Raw genomic sequence first — 19,858 nt, forward strand, 5'->3', positions numbered from 1 at the left:
TTAGAACTGCTCGATATCGAGCGCCAGCACGCCGGCGCTGCCTTCGATGATCGAAGTGCGGATGCCCGACGATTGGGTCAGGAAGTGGTCGGCGAAGAAGCGCGTGGTCGCGATCTTGGCCTTGTAGAAGCTGGCATCGCCATCGCCGGCGCTCAGCTTCTGCTGCGAGATCACCGCCGCGCGCGCCATCTGCCAGCCACCCAGCACGATGCCAGCCAGCTTCAGGTACGGCACGCTGCCCGAGAACACGCCCTTGATGTCGGCCTTGATGTTGGCCACCACGTAGTCCACCACCGCTTCCAGATCCGCCGCGCCCTGCGCCAGGTGCTTGCGGATGGCCGCGAAGTCGGCGCCGTCCAGCTTGGCCAGTTCCGCCTCCGTCGCACGCACTTGCGCGATCAGGCCCTTGGCCACCTTGCCCGCGTCGCGCACGGTCTTGCGGCCGATCAGGTCGTTCGCCTGGATCGCGGTCGTGCCTTCGTAGATGGTCAGGATCTTGGCGTCGCGGTAGTGCTGCGCCGCGCCGGTTTCTTCGATGAAGCCCATGCCGCCGTGGATCTGCACGCCGTCGCGGGTCACGTCTTGCGACAGCTCGGTCGACCAGCCCTTGATGATCGGCACCAGGTATTCGTACACCGCCTGGTTCTCGGCGCGCACGGCGGCGTCGGCGCTGTGGTGCGCGGCGTCGTACAGCGCGGCGCCAACGTAGGCCAGCGCACGCGCGGCTTCGGTCTGCGAACGCATATTCATCAGCAGGCGGCGCACGTCCGGATGGTTGATGATCGCCACACCGGCCGGCGAACCGTTCAGGTCGCGCGACTGCACGCGGTCCTTGGCATACGCCAGCGCGTGCTGGTATGCGTGCTCGGACAGGCCGATACCCTGCATGCCAACGCCGAAACGGGCCGCGTTCATCATGATGAACATGTACTCCAGGCCACGGTTCTCTTCGCCCACCAGCGTGCCGATGGCGCCGCCGTTGTCGCCGAATTGCAGCACGGCGGTTGGCGAGGCCTTGATGCCCAGCTTGTGTTCGATCGACACGCAGTGCGCATCGTTGCGCGCGCCCAGCGAGCCGTCTTTATTGACCATGAACTTCGGCACGATGAACAGCGAAATGCCCTTCACGCCCGCCGGCGCATCCGGCGTACGCGCCAGCACCAGGTGGACGATGTTTTCGGTCATGTCGTGCTCACCGTAGGTGATGAAGATCTTGGTGCCGAAAATCTTGTAGGTGCCATCGCCCTGCGGCTCGGCGCGGGTGCGCACGGCGGCCAGGTCGGAACCGGCCTGCGGCTCGGTCAGGTTCATGGTGCCGGTCCACTTGCCGGTCACCAGCGGCTCCAGGTAGGTGGCTTTCTGCTCGTCGCTGCCGGCGGTCAGCAGCGCTTCGATGGCGCCGTCCGACAGCAGCGGGCACAGTGCGAACGCCAGGTTGGCGCCGTGCAGCATTTCCACGCACGGGGTACCAACCAGCTTCGGCAGGCCCTGGCCGCCGAAGTCGGTCGGGTGCTGCAGGCCCTGCCAGCCGGCGTCGGCGAACTGGCGGAAGGCTTCCTTGAAGCCCTTGGTGGTGGTGACGTTGCCGTCTTTCCAGAAGCTTGGGTCCTTGTCGCCCGCATGGTTCAGCGGTGCGATTTCACCGGCCACGAATTTTGCGCTTTCTTCCAGCACGGCTTCGGCGGTTTCCGGGGTGGCGTCCTCGCAGCCCGGCAGTTCGCTCACGGCTTGCAGGTTGGCCAGTTCGTTCATCACGAACAGCATGTCTTTGATCGGTGCTTGATATGGCATCTTATGTCTCCAAGAAAAAGGCCACGGCAACCCGGCGTTCCGGATCAGCGTGGCCTGAGTAATGCTTTATGCGGGTTTAGCCCAGTTCAGCAACCAGTTGTGGCACCAGTTCGAACAGGTCGCCAACGATGCCGTAGTCAGCAACGGAGAAGATCGGTGCTTCAGGATCTTTGTTGATGGCGACGATGGTCTTCGAATCTTTCATGCCGGCCAAGTGCTGGATCGCGCCCGAGATACCGACGGCGATGTACAGGTTAGGCGCAACGATCTTGCCGGTCTGGCCCACTTGCCAGTCGTTCGGCACGTAGCCTGCGTCCACGGCGGCGCGCGAAGCGCCCATTGCGGCGCCCAGCTTGTCGGCCAGCGGTTCCAGGATCTTGAACGCTTCGCCCGAGCCCATGCCGCGGCCACCCGATACGATCACCTTGGCGGCGGTCAGTTCCGGACGGTCCGACTTGGCCACTTCGCGGCCAACGAAGGCCGATTTGCCCGAATCGGCAACCGCAGCAACGGTCTCGGTCGCAGCCGAACCGCCGGTGGCGGCAGCGGCGTCGAAGCCGGTCGAGCGCACGGTGATGACTTTGACTTTGTCGGTCGACTGCACGGTAGCGATGGCGTTACCGGCGTAGATCGGACGCTCGAAGGTGTCTGGTGCATCAACCTTGGTGATTTCCGAAATCTGCGCAACGTCCAGCTTGGCGGCCACGCGCGGCAGGATGTTCTTGCCGTAGGCGGTGGCTGGCGCCAGGATGTGGCTGTAGGCGCCGGCAATGGCCAGCGCTTGCTCAGCCACGTTCTCGGCCAGGCCGTCGGCGAAGTAAGCGGCGTCGGCCACCAGCACTTTCGACACGCCGGCGATTTGCGCGGCAGCGGCTGCGGCGGCGCCAGCGTTCGAGCCGGCGACCAGGACGTGCACCTCACCGCCGCACTGGGCGGCTGCGGTCACGGTGTGCAGGGTGCTGGCCTTCAGGCTAGCGTTGTCGTGTTCAGCGATAACTAATGCGACCATGTTCGTTTCCTTTAGATGACTTTAGCTTCGGTGCGCAGTTTTGCGACCAGGGTGGCGACGTCCGGCACGGTGATACCGGCGGAGCGCTTCGCCGGCTCGGCGACTTTCAGGGTCTTCAGGCGTGGGGTGACGTCGACGCCCAGGTCTTCCGGCTTGGTCACGTCCAGCGTTTTCTTCTTCGCCTTCATGATGTTCGGCAGGGTCACGTAGCGCGGCTCGTTCAGGCGCAGGTCGGTGGTGACGATGGCCGGCAGGGTCAGCGACAGGGTTTCCAGGCCGCCGTCCACTTCGCGGGTCACGGTGACTTTGCCGTCTTCCAGCACCACTTTCGAGGCGAAGGTCGCTTGCGGCCAGCCCAGCAGCGCAGCCAGCATCTGGCCGGTCTGGTTGGAGTCATCGTCGATCGCCTGCTTGCCCAGGATAATCAGTTGCGGCTGTTCCTTGTCGGCCAGCGCTTTCAGCAGCTTGGCCACGCCCAGCGGCTCCAGTTCGGTGGCGGTTTCCACCAGGATGCCGCGGTCGGCGCCGATCGCCATTGCGGTACGCAGGGTTTCCTGGCACTGGGTCACGCCAGCGGACACAGCGATCACTTCGGTGACCTTGCCCGCTTCTTTCAGGCGGGTCGCTTCTTCCACTGCGATTTCGTCGAATGGGTTCATCGACATTTTGACGTTGGCGATATCAACACCAGTGTTATCGGACTTCACACGCACTTTGACGTTGTAGTCGACTACACGTTTGACGGGTACCAAGACTTTCATAGCTGTGCCTTTGGGAAAAAAGAGAATTCGGGACAAATAATGTGGGCTAGATTATATGAGAAATCAGGCCACCACAAGAATTTTAAGCACGATCGTGCGTTTTTTTGCTAGTAGAAATCGTCTAAAAATAAAATCTTTCAGACGAACTTCTGGGAAGGAAAAATACAGCGGCTGTTATTTGCGCTGCATCAAAAAGACAAACTCACGGCCGATCTGGACATGCGACAACAGGGCGTTGCCGGTTTGTTTGCAAAAAGCCTGGAAATCGCGCACCGAACCGGGGTCCGTGGCCATGATGCGCAGCACTTCGCCGCTTTGCAGCTCTGCCAGCGCCTTCTTGGCTTTCAGGATAGGCAACGGGCAGTTCAGGCCGCGTGCGTCCAGTTCCTTTTGAAATTCCATGATTTCGTTTTCAAGTATGGTGTCGCTCATCGAGAACCCGCTCTTTTGGTTAGGTGTGTCGTCATACTACTCCTTTTCGGGGCGGATGACGCGCTGCACCAAAATAGTTCGTTGTACGTTGCAAGTTTGCAACGGGAACTGGAAAGTATACAACACCCGGCCCCATACGACAACGGCCTGCGCATGGTCGCCAGACCACACACAGGCCGCATCTACGCTACCTTACAGCGCGATTTTCTGCTTTATACGCGCTCGCCGACCCAAGCCGAAACGCCGGCCAGCGCACCAGCCAGACCCGACGGATCGGTGCCGCCGGCTTGCGCCATATCAGGGCGTCCGCCGCCTTTGCCGCCCACTTGTTGGGCAACGAAGTTGACCAGCTCGCCCGCCTTGACCTTGGAAGTGGAGTCGGCGGTGACGCCGGCGATCAGGCTGACCTTGCCGTCATTGACGGCGGCCAGCACGATGGCGGCGGTCTTCAGCTTGTCCTTCAGCTTGTCCATCGTTTCGCGCAGCGCGGTCACGTCGGCGCCGTCCAGCGTTGCCGCCAGCACCTTGATGCCCTTGACGTCGACCGCCTGGCCGGCCAGTTCATCGCCCTGGCCAGACGCCAGCTTGGACTTCAGTGCGGCCAGTTCCTTCTCCAGCGATTTCACCTGGTCCTGCACCGCCACGATCTTGGTGGTCAGCTCATCCGGGTTCGATTTCAGCGCGGCTGCGGCTTCGCCCAGCTTGCGCGCCATGCCCTGCACCAGCGCCAGCGCGCCTTCGCCGGTCACCGCTTCAACGCGGCGGATACCGGCTGCAACGCCGCCTTCCGAGACGATCTTGAACAGGCCGATGTCGCCGGTGCGGTTGACGTGCACGCCGCCGCACAGCTCTTTCGAGGTGCCGATATCCATCACGCGCACTTCATCGCCGTACTTCTCGCCGAACAACGCCATCGCGCCGTGCTTGACCGCGTCGTCGAACGACATGTGGTGCGACTGCACCGGCGCATTGGCCAGGATTTCGCGGTTGACGATGGCTTCCACTTGCGCGATTTCAGTAGCGGTCATCGGCGCGTTGTGGCTGAAGTCGAAACGGGCTTTGTCCGGATCGACCAGCGAGCCCTTCTGCGCCACGTGCGAGCCCAGCACTTCACGCAGGGCCTTGTGCATCAGGTGGGTGGCCGAGTGGTTGCGGATGATGCGGCCGCGCTTGGCTTCGTCCACATTGGCGGTCACTGCGTCGCCCACTTTCAGCGAGCCGGAGGCCAGCACGCCGTGATGGCCGAACACATCGGCCTGGATCTTCAGCGTGTCGCTGACGTCGAACTGGCCGGCGGCAGCGGCGATCACGCCCTGGTCGCCCACCTGGCCGCCCGACTCGGCGTAGAACGGGGTGGTGTCCAGCACCACGATGCCCGGCTGGCCGGCTTTCAGTTCCTGCACCGGCGAGCCGGCCGAGTACAGCGCGATGACCTTGGCAGTCGCGTGGCTCAGGCTGTCGTAGCCGACAAACTTGTTCTTCTCGCCGGTGTATTCCACCTTGGCGTCCTTGACCGACTTGCCGCCCTTGCGCGACAGTTCCTGGCTTTCCTTCAGGGCGGCGTCGTAGCCTTCCTGGTCGAAGCCGATGTTGCGCTCACGGCAAATGTCGGCGGTCAGGTCCGGCGGGAAGCCGTAGGTTTCGTACAGCGTGAAGGCGGTGGCGCCGTCGATGCGGGTGCCGTCCTTGGCCAGCTGGGCTTCCAGCACTTTCATGCCGGTTTCCAGCGTTTCGCCGAAGCGCTCTTCTTCCGCCTTCAGCATCTTGGCGACGTTTTCTTTCGCTTCTTCCAGCTCTGGGTAAGCGGCGCCCATCTCGATCGCCAGGTCGGCCACCAGCTTGTAGAAGAATGGCTTGGTCTGGCCCAGCTTGTGGCCATGACGCAGCGCGCGGCGGATGATACGGCGCAGCACGTAGGCGCGGCCTTCGCTGCCCGGAATCACGCCGTCAACGATCATGAACGCGGCCGAGCGGATGTGGTCGGCGATCACGCGCAGCGATTTGTTTTCCAGGTCGGTGGCGCCGGTTTCGCGCGCGGCAGCCTTGATCAGGGCCTGGAACAGGTCGATCTCGTAGTTCGAGTGCACGTGCTGCAGCACGGCGGCCAGGCGCTCCATGCCCATGCCGGTGTCGACCGACTGCTTCGGCAGCTTGTGCAGCACGCCCTGCTCGTCGCGGTTGAACTGCATGAACACCAGGTTCCAGATCTCGATGAAGCGGTCACCATCTTCTTCCGGCGAGCCCGGCGGGCCGCCCCAGATATCGGCGCCGTGGTCGTAGAAGATCTCGGTGCATGGGCCGCATGGGCCGGTGTCGGCCATCTGCCAGAAGTTGTCCGAGGCGTAGCGCGCGCCCTTGTTGTCGCCGATGCGGATGATGCGCTCTTTCGGCACGCCCACTTCGTTGGCCCAGATATCGTAGGCTTCGTCGTCTTCCTGATAGACGGTCACGGTCAGCTTGTCGACCGGCAGCATGTAGACCTTGGTCAGCAGTTCCCAGGCGAAGTTGATGGCGTCGCGCTTGAAGTAATCACCGAAGCTGAAGTTACCCAGCATTTCGAAGAAGGTATGGTGGCGCGCGGTGTAGCCGACGTTTTCCAGGTCGTTGTGCTTGCCGCCGGCGCGCACGCAGCGCTGCACCGAGGTGGCGCGGCTGTACGGGCGGCTGTCGGTGCCGGTGAACACGTCCTTGAACTGCACCATGCCGCTATTGGTCAGCAGCAGGGTCGGGTCATTGCCTGGCACCAGGGAGCTGGACCGGACAATGGTATGACCTTTAGATTCGAAGAATTTGAGGAACTTCTCGCGGATTTCAGATGATTTCATGTCGTTAGAGGGTAGAAAGCTGGCTGGTGCAAAAGATTGATTATGCCACAGCCAGCCCCGTTCTCCCCTACTAACGCGCCGCCAGCCGCACGATGTGCTCCCCGATTTCGCCGGTTTCGGCGATCCGCATCGGCACCGCCACCAGCACTTCGCCGCTGGTCTCGCCATCCTGGCCGCGATCGATGCGCACTTGCAGCTTGCGGTCCAGCGCCACGAAGGTGTTGTGGCGGGTCGCCACCATGCGGTGCCGGCCCTGCTCGCCGACCTCGCCGTACATGATGTTGCCAACGGCCGTCAGCGTCAGCAGCTGCCCGTTCGACAATTCATAAGTACCGCGAAATTCGCGCGACTCCCGAGGATCGACGTAGGAATGCCGTTCCGGCAGCTCAATCGTCAGGCGTGGCGCCGGAATCCTCACACTTTCATCGCTTGTTTGTGCCTGCGTGCCGAGCGTGGCCGCACACAGCGCCAGGCCCAATAGCCATTGAGTTTTCATGGTAGAGACTCCCTTTTCTTGTGGTTATGGCGCGGCCATGTGACAGCGCTCAAGCCAGTCTAGGCGGCGCTGTGAGGCGGCACATCACTCAAACGACTGAGCACCGCCGGCGCGCCATGCAGGATGGCCACCAGCTCGCCCTGGCGGCGCGTGCCGGTCTTGCGGAACAGCTTTTGCAGGTGGGTCTTCACCGTGTGCATGCTGATATCGAGCGCGCAGGCGATGTCTTCCAGCGCTTCGCCGTGCGCCAGCGCCTGGGCGATGCCGGCTTCGGCCGGCGTCAGGTCGAACAGCTGCATCAGCAGTTCGCGCGGCAGGCGGTGGGTTTCGGGATCGCTGGCCATCACGATGGCGCAGGCCGGCAGCGCAGGCAAGTCGGGCGAGGCCCTGACCGGCAGCACCGTCAGCAACAGCGGCTGGCGGCCGCTGCGATGCAGGCAGAGCGCCTGCGGCGCGTTGCTGTCGTGTCCGATGTCCAGCGCGGCCGACACCAGCTGGGCCAATGATTTGTCGCCGCCCATCGCGTCCTGCAACAGCTTGTCGCCATGCAGGCGCAAAGCTGTATCACGTTCCAGCAGTTCGGCTGCGGCGTCGTTGGCATGCAGCAGGCGCAGTTCCGCGTCGACCAGGAACACGGCTATGTCCATACGGTTGAGCGCGGCATCCAGATAGGTGGCCACCGCGAAGGACGTGAACGCCTGCATGCTCCTCCCCTTCCAAGGTACTGCCTCAATATATACTCGGAAGGCCACATGAGCGTTAAAAGATTTTTATGAGGTGGGCGCCTCACCGAAGTCAGGGCCAATCAGGTCGATGCGGTCGGTGCAGAATCCGTCCACGCCCCAGCCGAGAATTTCGCGTGCGCGTTCGGGCGTGTTGACGGTGTAGCAGAACAGGCCGAAACCGGCCGCCTTGATGGCGGCGGCCTGCGCGGCGTCCAGGTGCTTGTGGTTGGTGTGGATGGAAACCGCGCCGAGCTCGCGCGCCACCTCTGCCCAATTTTTCGGCAGCGTGTCGAACAGGCATCCGCGCGGCACCTCCGGCGCGGCATCACGCGCTGCGGCCAGGGCCGCCATGCTGAAAGAAGACAGCAGCGGCACGCGGCCGGTGTCGCCCGCGCGCAACTCATCGGCGTACCCGGCACGGGTGGTTTGCGCCACCCAGCGCCCGGTGGCGGCATCGTGGCCGGGCGCGGGCTTGATCTCCACATTCATCCAGATGCGGTGTTCCTTGCAATAATCGATGAATTGGGTAAAGAATGGCACAGGCTCGTTGCGGAACTCCTCGCTGAACCACAGGCCGGCGTCCATCGCCGCCAGCGCGGCCGCATCGGTCTGGGCCACGCTGCCCTGCCCGGCCACGGTGCGGCCGAAGTCCGGATCGTGCATCACCATGCCGATGCCGTCGCGCGACAGCATCACGTCGAATTCGACGGCATGGAAGCCGCGTGCCAGGCCGGCGCGCAAACCGGCCACGGTGTTTTCGGGCGCCAGCGTGCCGCCGCCGCGATGCGCTACAATTTTTGGGTAAGGCCACATGGTTTTGCCCCGGAGGTTGTGATGGCAAGGACGTTATCACGATTCGCAGCGCTGCTGCTAGCGACCTTGCTGGCGGCCCTGCTCGCCGCACCGCCGGCCCCGGCCGCCACGCCGACTGCCGACGAAGTGGTGGCGCGCGCCGCCGTGCTGTATGCGGACCGGCTGGCCGACCACATCATCGACCGCGACCAATACTTCACCACGCGCGTGCGCCGCATCGCCGATCGGCTGGTGGCGCAGGCACAGCGCGATTATCCCGAAACGGCAGGCTGGGCATGGGAAGTCCATACCACCGACGATGGCGACATCACGGCCGACTGCATGGCTGGCGGCAAAATCCTGGTCAGCAAACCCTACGTCGAGCGCTTGCAGCTGAACGACGACGAGTTGGCCATGCTGCTGGCACACGAGATCGAACACGCCGCCCTGCACCACAACCTGAAGGAATACCAGGCGGCGCTGCGCATCGATGCCGTGTGGGAGCAGCGCTCCTTCCTTGAACTCGAACACGCGGTCGACCATGACCGCACGCTGATGGGTAAGCTGGCCGCCACCAACTACGCGCAGGAAGAGGAAGCCGACCGCGAAGGTCTGCGACTGGCATGGCGCGCCGGCTGGCCGGCGGAGCGGCTGGCCGGCTACTTCCGCAAAATGATGCGCGCCAGCGACTGGCCGCGCCTGAGCAAGGCCGACTATCCCTCGCCGGCCCAGCGCTGGCGCGCCGCACAGGCGGTGGCGGCTGACTTGCAAAAAAAATGACACGCCGCCACACTAGCGGCCTGAATTGCTCAAAAGGTAAAACATTCATGACAGCTCCAAAAGCGCTAGGCCATATCCGCGTGCTCGACCTGAGCCGCGTGCTGGCAGGACCGTGGTGCTCGCAAAACCTCGCCGATCTCGGCGCGGATGTGATCAAGATCGAACGTCCCGGCAACGGCGACGACACCCGCGCCTGGGGTCCCCCGTACGCGCGCGACGCCGAAGGCAAGGACACCACCGAAGCGGCCTACTACTTGTCCGCTAATCGCGGCAAGCGCTCGGTGACGGTGGATATCGCCAGCGCCGAAGGCCAGCAACTGCTGCGCGAACTGGTGCGCCAGTCCGACGTGGTGCTGGAAAACTACAAGGTCGGCCAACTCAAGCGCTACGGCCTCGACTATGAATCGCTGAAGGCCATCAAGCCGGACCTGGTGTACTGCTCGGTGACCGGCTTCGGGCAGGACGGCCCCTACGCGCATCGTGCCGGCTATGACTTCCTGATCCAGGGCATGGGCGGCCTGATGTCCGTCACCGGCGAGCGCGACGACCTGCCGGGCGGCGGTCCGCAAAAAGCCGGCGTGGCGCTGACCGATCTGATGACCGGCATGTACGCTACCATCGCCATCCTCGCCGCGCTGACGCACCGCGACCGCACCGGCGAAGGCCAGCACATCGACATGGCCTTGCTGGATGTACAGGTGGCCATGCTGGCCAACGCCGGCAGCAACTACCTCAACAGCGGCAAAGTGCCCAAGCGTTGGGGCAATGCGCATCCGAACATCGTGCCGTACCAGACTTTCCAGTGTTCCGACGGCTACATCATCGTCGCCACCGGCAATGATGGGCAGTACCAGAAATTTGTCGAAGCCGGCGGACGCGCCGACCTGGCCTTCCACGAGCGCTACGCCACCAACCCGCTGCGTGTGAAAAACCGCGACGAGCTGGTGCCGATCCTGGCCGAGATGGTGCTGCAGCAGCCGCGCGATTTCTGGATCAGCAAGCTGGAAGAAGTCGGCGTGCCATGCGGCCCGATCAACAACCTCGACGACGTGTATAAAAATCCGCAAGTCGAAGCACGCGGCATCGTCATGGACGTGCCACATCCGACCGCCGGCACCACCAAGCTGGTGCGCAGTCCGATGCGCATGTCGGCCACGCCAACCGACAACGCCATCGCCCCGCCGCTGCTGGGCCAGCACACCGACTCCGTGCTGCGCGACCTGCTCGGCCGCACGGACGAAGACATCGCCACCCTGCGCGCTAAAGGCGTGCTTTAGACACGCATATCGCGCTTGAGTTCCTGCATCTGGCTATGCAGGTGGGTGACGGCGCCTTTGATTTGGCCGGACAGGGTCGGGATGTAGTCGCAGATGCGCTTGGCCCGTTCGGCCTGCAAGTCCATATCGCGCATCAGCTTGTGGATGCGCAATTCGTCCTTGGTCGGCAGGATGTCGCGCGCGTCGTCGGCGAGTTTGTCGATGCGCTCGAGACACTGGCGCAACTCGCGCGGCAGCCCTGGCTCCGCCGAGGCCGCTTGCGCGGCCAGCCTCACCGCGCGTTCAACAAAATAAAACCGGTGCTGGATCTCGTTGGTATGCAACATGATGGTCTCCTCCTGTGAATCCGGATTCGACCGACAGGCGCCTCAGCAGTTGCAGCAATCAGGCCCAACACTGATGTAGATCAGCTTTCGTGCGGCAAGCGCGCCATATCGATGAAAGCGCGCAACGCCGACGACATGCGCCGCTGGCGCGGGTAATACATCATCAAGCCGGTGCTGGGCGGACACCAGTCCTCCATCGCCAGCGCCAGCCGCCCCGCCGCGAGATGCGGCCGCAAGCGGAACTCGGGCAGGAACACCAGCCCCACGCCATCGAGCGCCGCGCGCGTAGCCAGTTCCGAATCACCAACCGACAATCGCCCCGCCACATCCAGCTCGAGTTTGATATCGCCCTTGCCCAGCTCCCACTTGTAGAAATTCCCGCGCGGGAAGCGATAGCGCACGCAGTTGTGCCGCATCAGATCGTCGGGATGGCGCGGCTTGCCGTGCCGCGCAAAATACTCGGGCGAGCCCGCTACCACGAAACGTTGCGATCCCCACACCGGCACCGCGATCATGTCTTCCGGCACATGCTCTTCATACCGGATGCCGAGGTCGAAACCACGGTCGACAATATCGACCAGAGTGTCATCGCTGACGATATCGAGCGTGATATCGGGATAGGCATCCAGATAGCGCTGGATCAGCGGCCCGATCACCATCACCGCCGCATCGCGCGAGCAGTTGATGCGCAACGTGCCGGCCGGCGAGGCGCGGAACATATTCATCTCTTCCAGCGCCAGGTTGACGCCGCCCAGCGCCGGCTGCAGGCGCTCCAGCAAATGCTTGCCGGCCTCGGTCAGCGCGACGCTGCGCGTGGTGCGGTTGAACAGGCCGACGCCGAGCCGGTCTTCCAGTGTGCGCACCGCGTAACTGACCGCCGACGCCGACAGGGCCAGCTCGGCCGCCGCCTTGCGGAAGCTGCCATGCCGCGCAACGGCGGCGAACACACCCAGGTGAGAGAGATTATCGAGCTGCATGATTGTGCAAATTTCCTGTTCAAACCATGCAGATGAACGCGCTTGTTACCTGCATACCGTGGGAATTATAGTGCAACGGCAGATAACAATCCGTTTATCCTCACCCAGGAGTTCCCATGTTTAAAGCCCACGGCTATGCCGCCCACGACCAGCATTCCCACCTCGTCCCCTTCAGCTTTGAGCGCCGCGCACCGGGCCTCAACGACGTGGTGATCGAGATCCTCTACTCCGGCGTTTGCCACTCCGACTTGCACCAGGCGCGCGACGACTGGGGCGGCTCGATCTACCCGATGGTGCCGGGCCATGAAATCATCGGCCGCGTGACGCAGGTCGGCAGCGGCGTACACAAATTCAAGGTCGGCGATCTGGCCGGGGTCGGCTGCCTGGTGGACTCCTGCCGCCACTGCTCGGCCTGCGACGAAGACCTCGAGCAATACTGCGAGCACGGCCCGACCGTCACCTACAACGGCCGCGAACGCGAAACCGGCGCGCCAACCTACGGTGGATATTCCGACATCATCGTGGTGGACGAACACTTCGTGGTGAAGGTCTCGGACAAGCTCGACCTGAAAGCGGTAGCGCCGCTGCTGTGCGCCGGCATCACCACCTACTCGCCGCTGCGTCACTGGAAAGTTGGTCCGGGCCACAAGGTCGGCGTGATCGGCTTGGGCGGCCTCGGCCACATGGGCGTGAAATTCGCCAAGGCGATGGGCGCGCAAGTGGTGATGATCACCACCTCGCCGGACAAGGGCAAGGACGCACAACGCCTCGGCGCCGACGAAGTGCTGCTGTCCACCGATGCCGACGCCATGAAGGCGCACGCCAACAGCTTCGACTTCCTGCTCAACACCATCCCGGTGCCGCACGACATCAACCCGTACCTGGTGCTGCTGCGCCGCGACCGCACAATGGCGATGGTGGGCGTGCTGACCGAACTCGATCCGCCGCCGGCCGGCGTCAACCTGATCCTCGGCCGCAAATCGGTGGCCGGCTCGGCTATCGGCGGCCTCAAGGAAACCCAGGAGATGATGGACTTTTGCGCGGAACACAACATCGTCAGCGATGTCGAGATGATCGCCATCCAGGACATCAACCAGGCGTACGAGCGTCTGGTCAAGAACGATGTGAAGTACCGCTTCGTGATCGATATGGCTACCCTGAAAGCGGGCGAGGCGCACATGAGCTAGCCGTGCGACAAAGTTTTGCTGGCTTGGCTAATATCAGAGCGAGATCATCTTTGACGAGGCCCGACCGATGGACAGGCTTCCACAGCCAGCATACAGCCGCGCTCCCGAACGCCAGCGCAGCCAGCACGCGCGGGGACGGCGGCCCGGCCCGGACTTCGAACAGCAGTTCGGGCGCAGCCCGTATTTTGCCTTCACCATCGACGAGGCCGGCCACGTGCTGGCCTTCAACGAGCATGCTGCCAACCTGCTCGGCCCGCTATCACCGCAGCTCCCGGCCAGCGCCCTGTTTGCCGGCTGGGTGTTGCCGATGCTGCAAAACGAGGCCCTGCCGACGGCGCGCATGCGCGGCTACTGGCGCAGCGAGGTGGCGCTGGCCGGCCGCGACGGCCGGCAGCACCCGGTCAGCCAGACCATCGAATGGCGGCCGGCCGACCAGCCGCCCTGCTTCCTGTGCCTGGCCTATCCGCTTGACGATTACGACGTCTACGAATCGCGCCTGCGCTTCAAGTACCTGTTCGAAGCCCATCCGCAGCCGATGTGGGTGTACGACCTGGAGACGCTGCGCTTCCTGGTGGTGAACGCCGCCGCCGTGGCCCAGTACGGCTACACCGAAGCCGAATTCCTGCAACTGACCATCCGCGACATTCGCCCGCCTGATCAATGGGAACGGCTGCAACGCAACCTGGCGGCAGCGCCGGCCAAAGGCGCCGAGCAGGCCGGCCTCTGGACCCACATCCGGCGCGACGGCAGCCGCCTGCAGGTGGAAATTTCATCGCATTCGGTCACGCTGTCCGGCCGCCCGGCACGGCTGGTGTTTGCCCATGACGTCACCGAGCGCCAGCAACTGAAACTGGCGCTGCAGCTGCGCAGCCAGGCGCTGGAAGCCAGCGTCAATGCCATCGTCATCACCTCGCACGCGTCCGAAGGCGACTTGATCGAGTACGCCAACCCGGCCTTTGCGCGCCTGTTCGGCCATGCGCCCGCCGCCCTGCCCGGCCAGCGGCTGGAGTCGCTGCTGGGCTTGCAGGCACAGGACGAGCAGCACCAGCCGCTGGCCGCCGCCCTGCAGGCGCAACAGGAAGCCACGCTGCTGCTGCGCACGCGCCACCGCGACGGCGCCCAGCTGTGGACCCAGCTGCACGTGGCGCCGGTGCACGCAGCCGAAGGTGACATCGGCCACCACGTGTGCGTGCTGACCGACATGACCGCCATCATGGACTACCAGGCCCAGCTTGAACACCAGGCCAACCACGACGCCCTCACCGGCCTGCCCAATCGCGCCCTGCTCAGCGACCGCATGGCGCAGGCGGTCACTTTCTCGCAGCGCTTCAAGCACAGCCTGTGGCTGGTGTTTATCGGCCTCGACAACTTCAAGCTCATCAACGACAACCTCGGCCACCAGTTCGGCGACGAACTGCTGTGCGCGATCGCCGGCCGCCTGTGCGCCTGCGCCAGCGAAGGCGACACCGTGGCGCGGCTGGGCGGCGATGAATTCGTACTGTTGCTGCCGGTCGCCAACCAGCGGCCGATGTCCAGCGTCTTGCAGCTGGTGCAGGAAGCGGTGGCGTCGCCGGTGACGCTCGGGCAGCAAGTGGTGACGGTGACCTGCAGCATCGGCGTCAGCATTTACCCGGCCGATGGCAGCGAGCCGGAACAGCTGCTCAAGCATGCCGACATCGCCCTGTACCGCGCCAAGGAAGCCGGCCGCAACCAGGTGCAATTTTACGAGGCGGCCATGCACGCGCGCATCGCCGAGCGCGCGCTGATCGAATCGGAATTGCGCCATGCGCTGGCGCGCGGGCAACTGAGCCTGGTCTATCAACCGAAGCTCGACCTGCACAGCGACACTGTGACCGGCATGGAAGCGCTGGTGCGCTGGCAGCATCCGACGCTGGGCATGGTGCCGCCGATGCGCTTCATCGGCGTGGCCGAGGAAACCGGCCTGATCGTCCCCATTGGCCGCTGGGTGCTGCGCACCGCCTGCGCCCAGGCCAAGGCATGGCAGGACGCCGGCCTGCCGCCGCTGCGGGTGGCGGTCAACCTGTCGGCGCGCCAGTTCCGTGACCAGTCGCTGCTGGACGAAGTGCGCGCCGCGCTCGGGGATAGCGGACTGGACGCCCAGTACCTGGAACTCGAGCTGACCGAAAGCCTGATGATGCACAACGTCGACGAAGCGGTGGCGCTGGTGCACAAGCTCAAGCAGCTCGGCATCGCGCTATCGATCGATGATTTCGGCACCGGCTATTCCAGCCTGGCCTACCTCAAGCAGTTCCCGGTCGACTATCTGAAGATCGACAAATCCTTCACGCGCGACATGCTGGATGAGCCCAAGGTGGCGGCCATCGTGCGCTCGGTGATCGCGCTGGGCCAGAGCCTGGGCTTCAAGATCATCGCGGAAGGCGTGGAGACGGCGGACCAGCTGGCCTACCTGCGCCAGCACCAGTGCGACGAAATGCAGGGCTACTACTTCAGCCGTCCGCTCACGCCGGAAGCGTTTGCCGACAAGCTGCGCCACGCGTCCTAGCGCTCGGCCTGCCCCAGCGGCGCCAGCGTGCGCAGCCGCAGGGCGACCAGCAGCGCCAGCCCCAGCGCGCCGGCCAGCACCGCCACCACGCCGGGCCAGCCAGCGCGGCCCCACATCACGCCGGTAGCCGAACCGATCACGCTGGAACCGAGGTAGTAGAAGAACAGGTACAGGGCCGAGGCCAGCGCCTTGTTGCTGGTGGCGCGGCGGCCGACCCAGCTGCTGGCCACCGAGTGCGTGGCAAAGAAGCCGTAGGTGAAGATCGCCACACCGGCCAGGATCAGCGGCAGCCAGTTCGACAGCGTCAACAGCAGGCCGGTGAGCATGATCAGCGCCATCAGCCACAGCACGTTGCGGCGGCCGTAGCGGTCGGCCAGCTTGCCCGCCCATACCGAGCTGTAGATGCCCAGCAGGTAGAAGAACGACACCGCGCCCACCAGGCTCTGGCTCAGGCTGAACGGGCCGCCCAGCAGGCGGTAGGCGATGTAGTTGTACAGGCTGACAAACGCGCCCATCAGCAGGAACGCCAGTGCGAACAGCCACGGCAAGCCGGCATCCGACAGGTGCAGCTTGAAGCCCGATGGCAGCCCGCGCCAGCCGCCATGCGCCGGCGCGAAATGGCGCGAGTCCGGCAGGCTGCGCCAGAATTCCACCGCCGCCGCAATCCCCGCCACGCCGACCATGCCCAGCGCCAGCCGCCACGACATATGGTCGCTGATCACCGAAGTGATCACCCGCCCCGCCATGCCGCCAAACGCGCTGCCGCTGATGTACAAGCCCATCGACAGTCCCAGCGACTGCGGTTCGATTTCCTCGCCGAGATAGGCCATCGCAATCGCCGGCATGCCACCGAGCGCCACGCCCAGCAAGGCGCGCATCACCAGCAGTTGGCCGTAGTTGTGGGCGAAGGCGCACAGCAGGGTCATGACGGCGGCAATCGCCATCGCCGCCACCATCAGCGGCTTGCGGCCCAGCCGTTCGGAGACGGCGCTGGACGCCACCAGCGACAAGGCCAGCGCCCCGGTCGAGATCGACAGCACCATGCTGCTCTGGGCCGCACTCAGCGCGAACTCATGCGACAGCAGCGGCATCAAGGGCTGCACGCAGTACAGCAAGGCAAAGGCCGAGAAGCCGCCAAAGAACATGGCGCGGTTGCTGCGTTTGAATTCGGGACTTCCGAGGGCAATGCGTGGGGCGGCTGCGGCTAACATGGCTTGCGGTTCCGGAGAGATACGATGACTCATCTTAGGATTGCCACAGTAAGCTGTCCAATATATATTTAAACCGTCAGTCATACTTTTTAAAGATAATGGAATTACGCCACCTGCGTTACTTCGTTGCCGTTGCCGAAGAGCTAAGCTTTACCCGCGCGGCCGAACGCCTGCACATCGGCCAGCCGCCGCTCAGCCACCAGATCCAGCAGCTGGAAGCCGAAGTGGGCGCTCAGTTACTGGAACGGAGCAAGCGCTGGGTGCGACTCACCGAAGCGGGCAAGCTGTTCCTCGATGATGCGCGCCGCGTGCTGGCGCTGTCCGAGCAGGCGATGCAGACCGCGCGCCGGGCTGAGCGCGGCGAAGCCGGCGAGCTGCGTGTGGGCTTCACCTTTTCGACGCCGTTGACGCCACTGTTTGCAGCCGTGATCAACCGCTACCGCCAGCAGTATCCGGGCGTGCAGCTGACTTTGCAGGAGATGTCAACCGTCGGCCAGATCGAAGCGCTGGCCGCGCGCGAGCTCGATCTCGGGCTGGTGCGGCCGCCGGAGCTCACGCTGCCGGAGTCGGTGGAGTTGACGATTTTACGGCGCGATCCGCTGGTGATGGTGCTGCCGATCCGCCATCCGCTGGCGCAGAAGCAAAGCATCGCCATCAACGATTTGAAAGGGGAACCGCTGGTGATGTATCCGGAGAGCGCCGGCACCGGGATTCATCCGCAGATCAATCGCCTGTGCCGGGAAGCCGGTTTCAAGCCGACCATTGCGATGGAGGCCGGGGAAGCCTCCACCATCATTGGCCTGGTAGCGGCCGGTTGCGGCGTATCGGTGCTGCCGAGTTCCTTCGACATCATCCGCATGAGCGAGGTGTGCTACCGCCCGCTGGCCGATGCCGAGGCCACCACCGCGCTGTATCTGGCGAAACGCAAGGATGCGATATCACCACTTATCGCCGCCTTCGTCGCGGTGGCGACCGAAGCAAGCCGTCATTCCGCCCACTGGGCGAAATGACTCCCGGCGAAGGCCGGGATCCAAGCTGAGCATGCGTTCTATGGGCTCCGGCCTTCGCCGGAGCGACGGTCAGGAGTAGTCCGCGTCCAGCTCGGAACCGGCGTAGTTTTCCAGTTCCGCAAACAGCGTTTTCATCGCCGTGCGGCCTTTGATGTTTTGCAGCACGGTGCAGTTCTGACGATAGCTGTCGATGCGTTCCAACAGCACCGGATGATGCTGCACCGGCACCTTGGCCAGCAGCGCCGCCCAGCCAGCCTCGTAGTCCGGCTTGTTCTTGCGCACCGCTTTGACGAAACGCTCGAACTCCTTCTGGCCGGTACGCGCCACGATCATGCCGCCGCCCTCCACCGCAAAGATGATGGCCAGCGCGATCACGCCTTCCGCGTTCAGGTCGGCATCGCTGACCGGGCCTTCGGTGTTGTGGCGGCGCAGCCAGTTGGCCAGCCGCACCACCGCCTGCACTTCCTTGCGCTGCTTGAACTGCACCGCATAGCGCGCCGTGCCGTCCCAGTTCTGGTTCGGATCGGTCAGGCAAATGTCGACGAACTTGTCGCGCAGGCGGCGCGCGGCGTACACCGGATCGGTGTCGTACTCGCCAACCAGCGCATCTTCCGGCATCGCAACCAGGTCCTTGATCATGCGGAAGCCAAGCTGGAACGCATGCTCGGCGCCCTCGTCGATCAGCAGGTCCAGCGCGGCCAGGTCATCCTCGTCCGGCAGCGCGTGGTCCAGCCCCAGCGACACGCAACCGGTGGTCAGCTGCAGCGCCTTCTGGATGCCGTCCGCCGTGCGGTCGTTGGTGAACTTCTCGGCCACCATCGCGGTAATGCCGGTCAGCTCGTCGGCCAGCGCGTAGGCGGCGTCATCGTCCGGATGGGCCGCCAGTTGCTGGATCGCGCGCGTCAGGCGCGGCAGGGTTTCTACTACGAGTGCTGGCAACATCTATCGGCCACCCATCACGAGAAGATGTTGGTGCCGACCGAACGGCGCGAGGTTTTCGCGGCGCGCGTGGACGGTACTTGCTTGCGCAGGCGGTACAGCAGTTCCTTGGTCGAGCGCTGCAGGATAGTCGGCTCGGCGTCCGGATCGTCCTCGTACTCGGCGTCGGCCAGGTCGGCGCTGTGGCGGAATTCCGGGAACAGCTCGAACAGCGCGCGGTCCCAGCCGTCTTCCGAGGCCTGCGCCAGCGCGATCGCCACCGGCACGATGTCGCTGTCGGACGAGGTCTGGCCGGTCAGGTACGGGCCTTTCGAAATCACTTCGCCGGCCACTTCCAGGATTTCCTTCGGCGCCAGCGAGAACAGGATGGCGAAGATGGTGGCGCCGTGGTCGGTGGCCGACGCGGCCGCCAGCAGTTCGTTGCGGCGCTCTTCGTCGTCGGTGGCAAAGGCCACGCCGTGCACGTGGGCGAACAGCGATTCGGCGATGCGCTCAGGATCGTCCTCGATCTGGTCGTCCGGCCAGGTGGCGGCGATGAAGGCCAGGCTGTCGGCCCAGGCTTTCGGCGGCACCAGCAAGGTGGTCAGCGACATCTTGCCGCCGTCAAAGCCGGCCATGTGCAGCGCGGTCACTTGCGGCGGGATGTTGTTGAGCACCTCCACCACGGCCAGGTCGCCGTACTGGTCGGCGGCTTCGGCAAAGGCGTCCTCGGCGTGGCTCAGCGAGCCGGCCAGCACCAGTTCCGTGACTTGCTTGCTCAGTGCAGGCAGATTGCTCTTGGTGTCATCGGACATGC

The 19,858-nt window shown here is 64.2% G+C and carries 18 protein-coding genes; 5 read left to right on the top strand and 13 right to left on the bottom strand.

What is annotated here, in order from left to right; genetic code table 11:
• The 8 genes from BMZ70_RS19170 to ugpQ all read right to left on the bottom strand — a co-directional run bounded on the left by BMZ70_RS19170 (nt 1) and on the right by ugpQ (nt 8,852).
• A complete protein-coding gene (locus BMZ70_RS19170) occupies nt 1-1,791 on the bottom strand; it encodes an acyl-CoA dehydrogenase (protein ID WP_092278378.1) in 1,791 nt (596 codons plus the stop codon).
• Between the two features lie 76 nt (nt 1,792-1,867).
• Nucleotides 1,868-2,800, bottom strand: a complete 933-nt coding sequence (locus tag BMZ70_RS19175) for an electron transfer flavoprotein subunit alpha/FixB family protein (RefSeq protein WP_092278380.1) — start codon at nt 2,798-2,800, stop codon at nt 1,868-1,870.
• Between the two features lie 11 nt (nt 2,801-2,811).
• Entirely contained in the window at nt 2,812-3,561 is a 750-nt protein-coding gene (locus tag BMZ70_RS19180) for an electron transfer flavoprotein subunit beta/FixA family protein (RefSeq protein ID WP_092278382.1), read from the bottom strand.
• 174 nt (nt 3,562-3,735) lie between these two features.
• Nucleotides 3,736-3,963, bottom strand: a complete 228-nt coding sequence (locus tag BMZ70_RS19185; protein WP_092279519.1) for a sulfurtransferase TusA family protein — start codon at nt 3,961-3,963, stop codon at nt 3,736-3,738.
• Between the two features lie 242 nt (nt 3,964-4,205).
• The gene (gene alaS / locus BMZ70_RS19190) at nt 4,206-6,818 is read right to left on the bottom strand and encodes an alanine--tRNA ligase (RefSeq protein ID WP_092278384.1); all 2,613 of its coding nucleotides are present in this window, start codon (nt 6,816-6,818) and stop codon (nt 4,206-4,208) included.
• A gap of 70 nt (nt 6,819-6,888) precedes the next feature.
• Nucleotides 6,889-7,314 carry a hypothetical protein gene (locus BMZ70_RS19195; protein WP_130301109.1) on the bottom strand — a complete coding sequence of 142 codons (426 nt, stop codon included), beginning with the start codon at nt 7,312-7,314 and terminating at the stop codon, nt 6,889-6,891.
• Nucleotides 7,315-7,373: 59 nt separating this feature from the next.
• Complete coding sequence (locus BMZ70_RS19200) at nt 7,374-8,018, bottom strand: helix-turn-helix transcriptional regulator (protein WP_092278388.1); 645 nt, start codon at nt 8,016-8,018, stop codon at nt 7,374-7,376.
• Nucleotides 8,019-8,084: 66 nt separating this feature from the next.
• A complete protein-coding gene (gene ugpQ / locus BMZ70_RS19205) occupies nt 8,085-8,852 on the bottom strand; it encodes a glycerophosphodiester phosphodiesterase (protein WP_092278390.1) in 768 nt (255 codons plus the stop codon).
• 21 nt (nt 8,853-8,873) lie between these two features.
• On the opposite strand from ugpQ, the gene BMZ70_RS19210 reads away from it, so the two are divergent.
• Both BMZ70_RS19210 and BMZ70_RS19215 read left to right on the top strand, forming a co-directional pair.
• The gene (locus BMZ70_RS19210) at nt 8,874-9,611 is read left to right on the top strand and encodes a M48 family metalloprotease (RefSeq protein WP_165403615.1); all 738 of its coding nucleotides are present in this window, start codon (nt 8,874-8,876) and stop codon (nt 9,609-9,611) included.
• A gap of 47 nt (nt 9,612-9,658) precedes the next feature.
• Nucleotides 9,659-10,888, top strand: a complete 1,230-nt coding sequence (locus tag BMZ70_RS19215; protein WP_092278392.1) for a CaiB/BaiF CoA transferase family protein — start codon at nt 9,659-9,661, stop codon at nt 10,886-10,888.
• On the opposite strand, the gene BMZ70_RS19220 is transcribed toward BMZ70_RS19215, so the two are convergent.
• Together BMZ70_RS19220 and BMZ70_RS19225 are read right to left on the bottom strand one after the other, a co-directional pair.
• Nucleotides 10,885-11,214: a hypothetical protein gene (locus BMZ70_RS19220; RefSeq protein WP_092278394.1), complete on the bottom strand. Its 330-nt coding sequence runs from the start codon at nt 11,212-11,214 to the stop codon at nt 10,885-10,887. The genes BMZ70_RS19215 and BMZ70_RS19220 overlap by 4 nt on opposite strands.
• A gap of 80 nt (nt 11,215-11,294) precedes the next feature.
• Nucleotides 11,295-12,191: a LysR family transcriptional regulator gene (locus BMZ70_RS19225; protein WP_092278397.1), complete on the bottom strand. Its 897-nt coding sequence runs from the start codon at nt 12,189-12,191 to the stop codon at nt 11,295-11,297.
• Between the two features lie 116 nt (nt 12,192-12,307).
• On the opposite strand from BMZ70_RS19225, the gene BMZ70_RS19230 reads away from it, so the two are divergent.
• Nucleotides 12,308-13,378 (top strand): NAD(P)-dependent alcohol dehydrogenase, encoded by a 1,071-nt coding sequence (locus BMZ70_RS19230; protein WP_092278399.1) that lies wholly within the window; start codon nt 12,308-12,310, stop codon nt 13,376-13,378.
• A 67-nt stretch (nt 13,379-13,445) separates the two neighbouring features.
• Complete coding sequence (locus BMZ70_RS19235; protein WP_092278401.1) at nt 13,446-15,902, top strand: sensor domain-containing protein; 2,457 nt, start codon at nt 13,446-13,448, stop codon at nt 15,900-15,902.
• Here the strand turns inward: BMZ70_RS19235 and BMZ70_RS19240 are convergent.
• Nucleotides 15,899-17,113, bottom strand: a complete 1,215-nt coding sequence (locus tag BMZ70_RS19240) for an MFS transporter (RefSeq protein ID WP_165403614.1) — start codon at nt 17,111-17,113, stop codon at nt 15,899-15,901. The two genes, BMZ70_RS19235 and BMZ70_RS19240, sit on opposite strands and share 4 nt — an antisense overlap.
• A 98-nt stretch (nt 17,114-17,211) precedes the next feature.
• On the opposite strand from BMZ70_RS19240, the gene BMZ70_RS19245 reads away from it, so the two are divergent.
• Nucleotides 17,212-18,123, top strand: coding sequence for a LysR substrate-binding domain-containing protein (locus tag BMZ70_RS19245; RefSeq protein ID WP_092278405.1), 912 nt, complete (start codon nt 17,212-17,214; stop codon nt 18,121-18,123).
• 69 nt (nt 18,124-18,192) lie between these two features.
• On the opposite strand, the gene BMZ70_RS19250 is transcribed toward BMZ70_RS19245, so the two are convergent.
• Nucleotides 18,193-19,065 (bottom strand): hypothetical protein, encoded by an 873-nt coding sequence (locus BMZ70_RS19250; RefSeq protein ID WP_092278407.1) that lies wholly within the window; start codon nt 19,063-19,065, stop codon nt 18,193-18,195.
• Nucleotides 19,066-19,079: 14 nt separating this feature from the next.
• Nucleotides 19,080-19,856 (bottom strand): hypothetical protein, encoded by a 777-nt coding sequence (locus BMZ70_RS19255; RefSeq protein ID WP_092278409.1) that lies wholly within the window; start codon nt 19,854-19,856, stop codon nt 19,080-19,082.
• Nucleotides 19,857-19,858 lie beyond the last annotated feature (2 nt).

The sequence above is a fragment of the Duganella sp. CF402 genome (genome assembly GCF_900109645.1).
Taxonomy (GTDB): domain Bacteria; phylum Pseudomonadota; class Gammaproteobacteria; order Burkholderiales; family Burkholderiaceae_D; genus Rugamonas.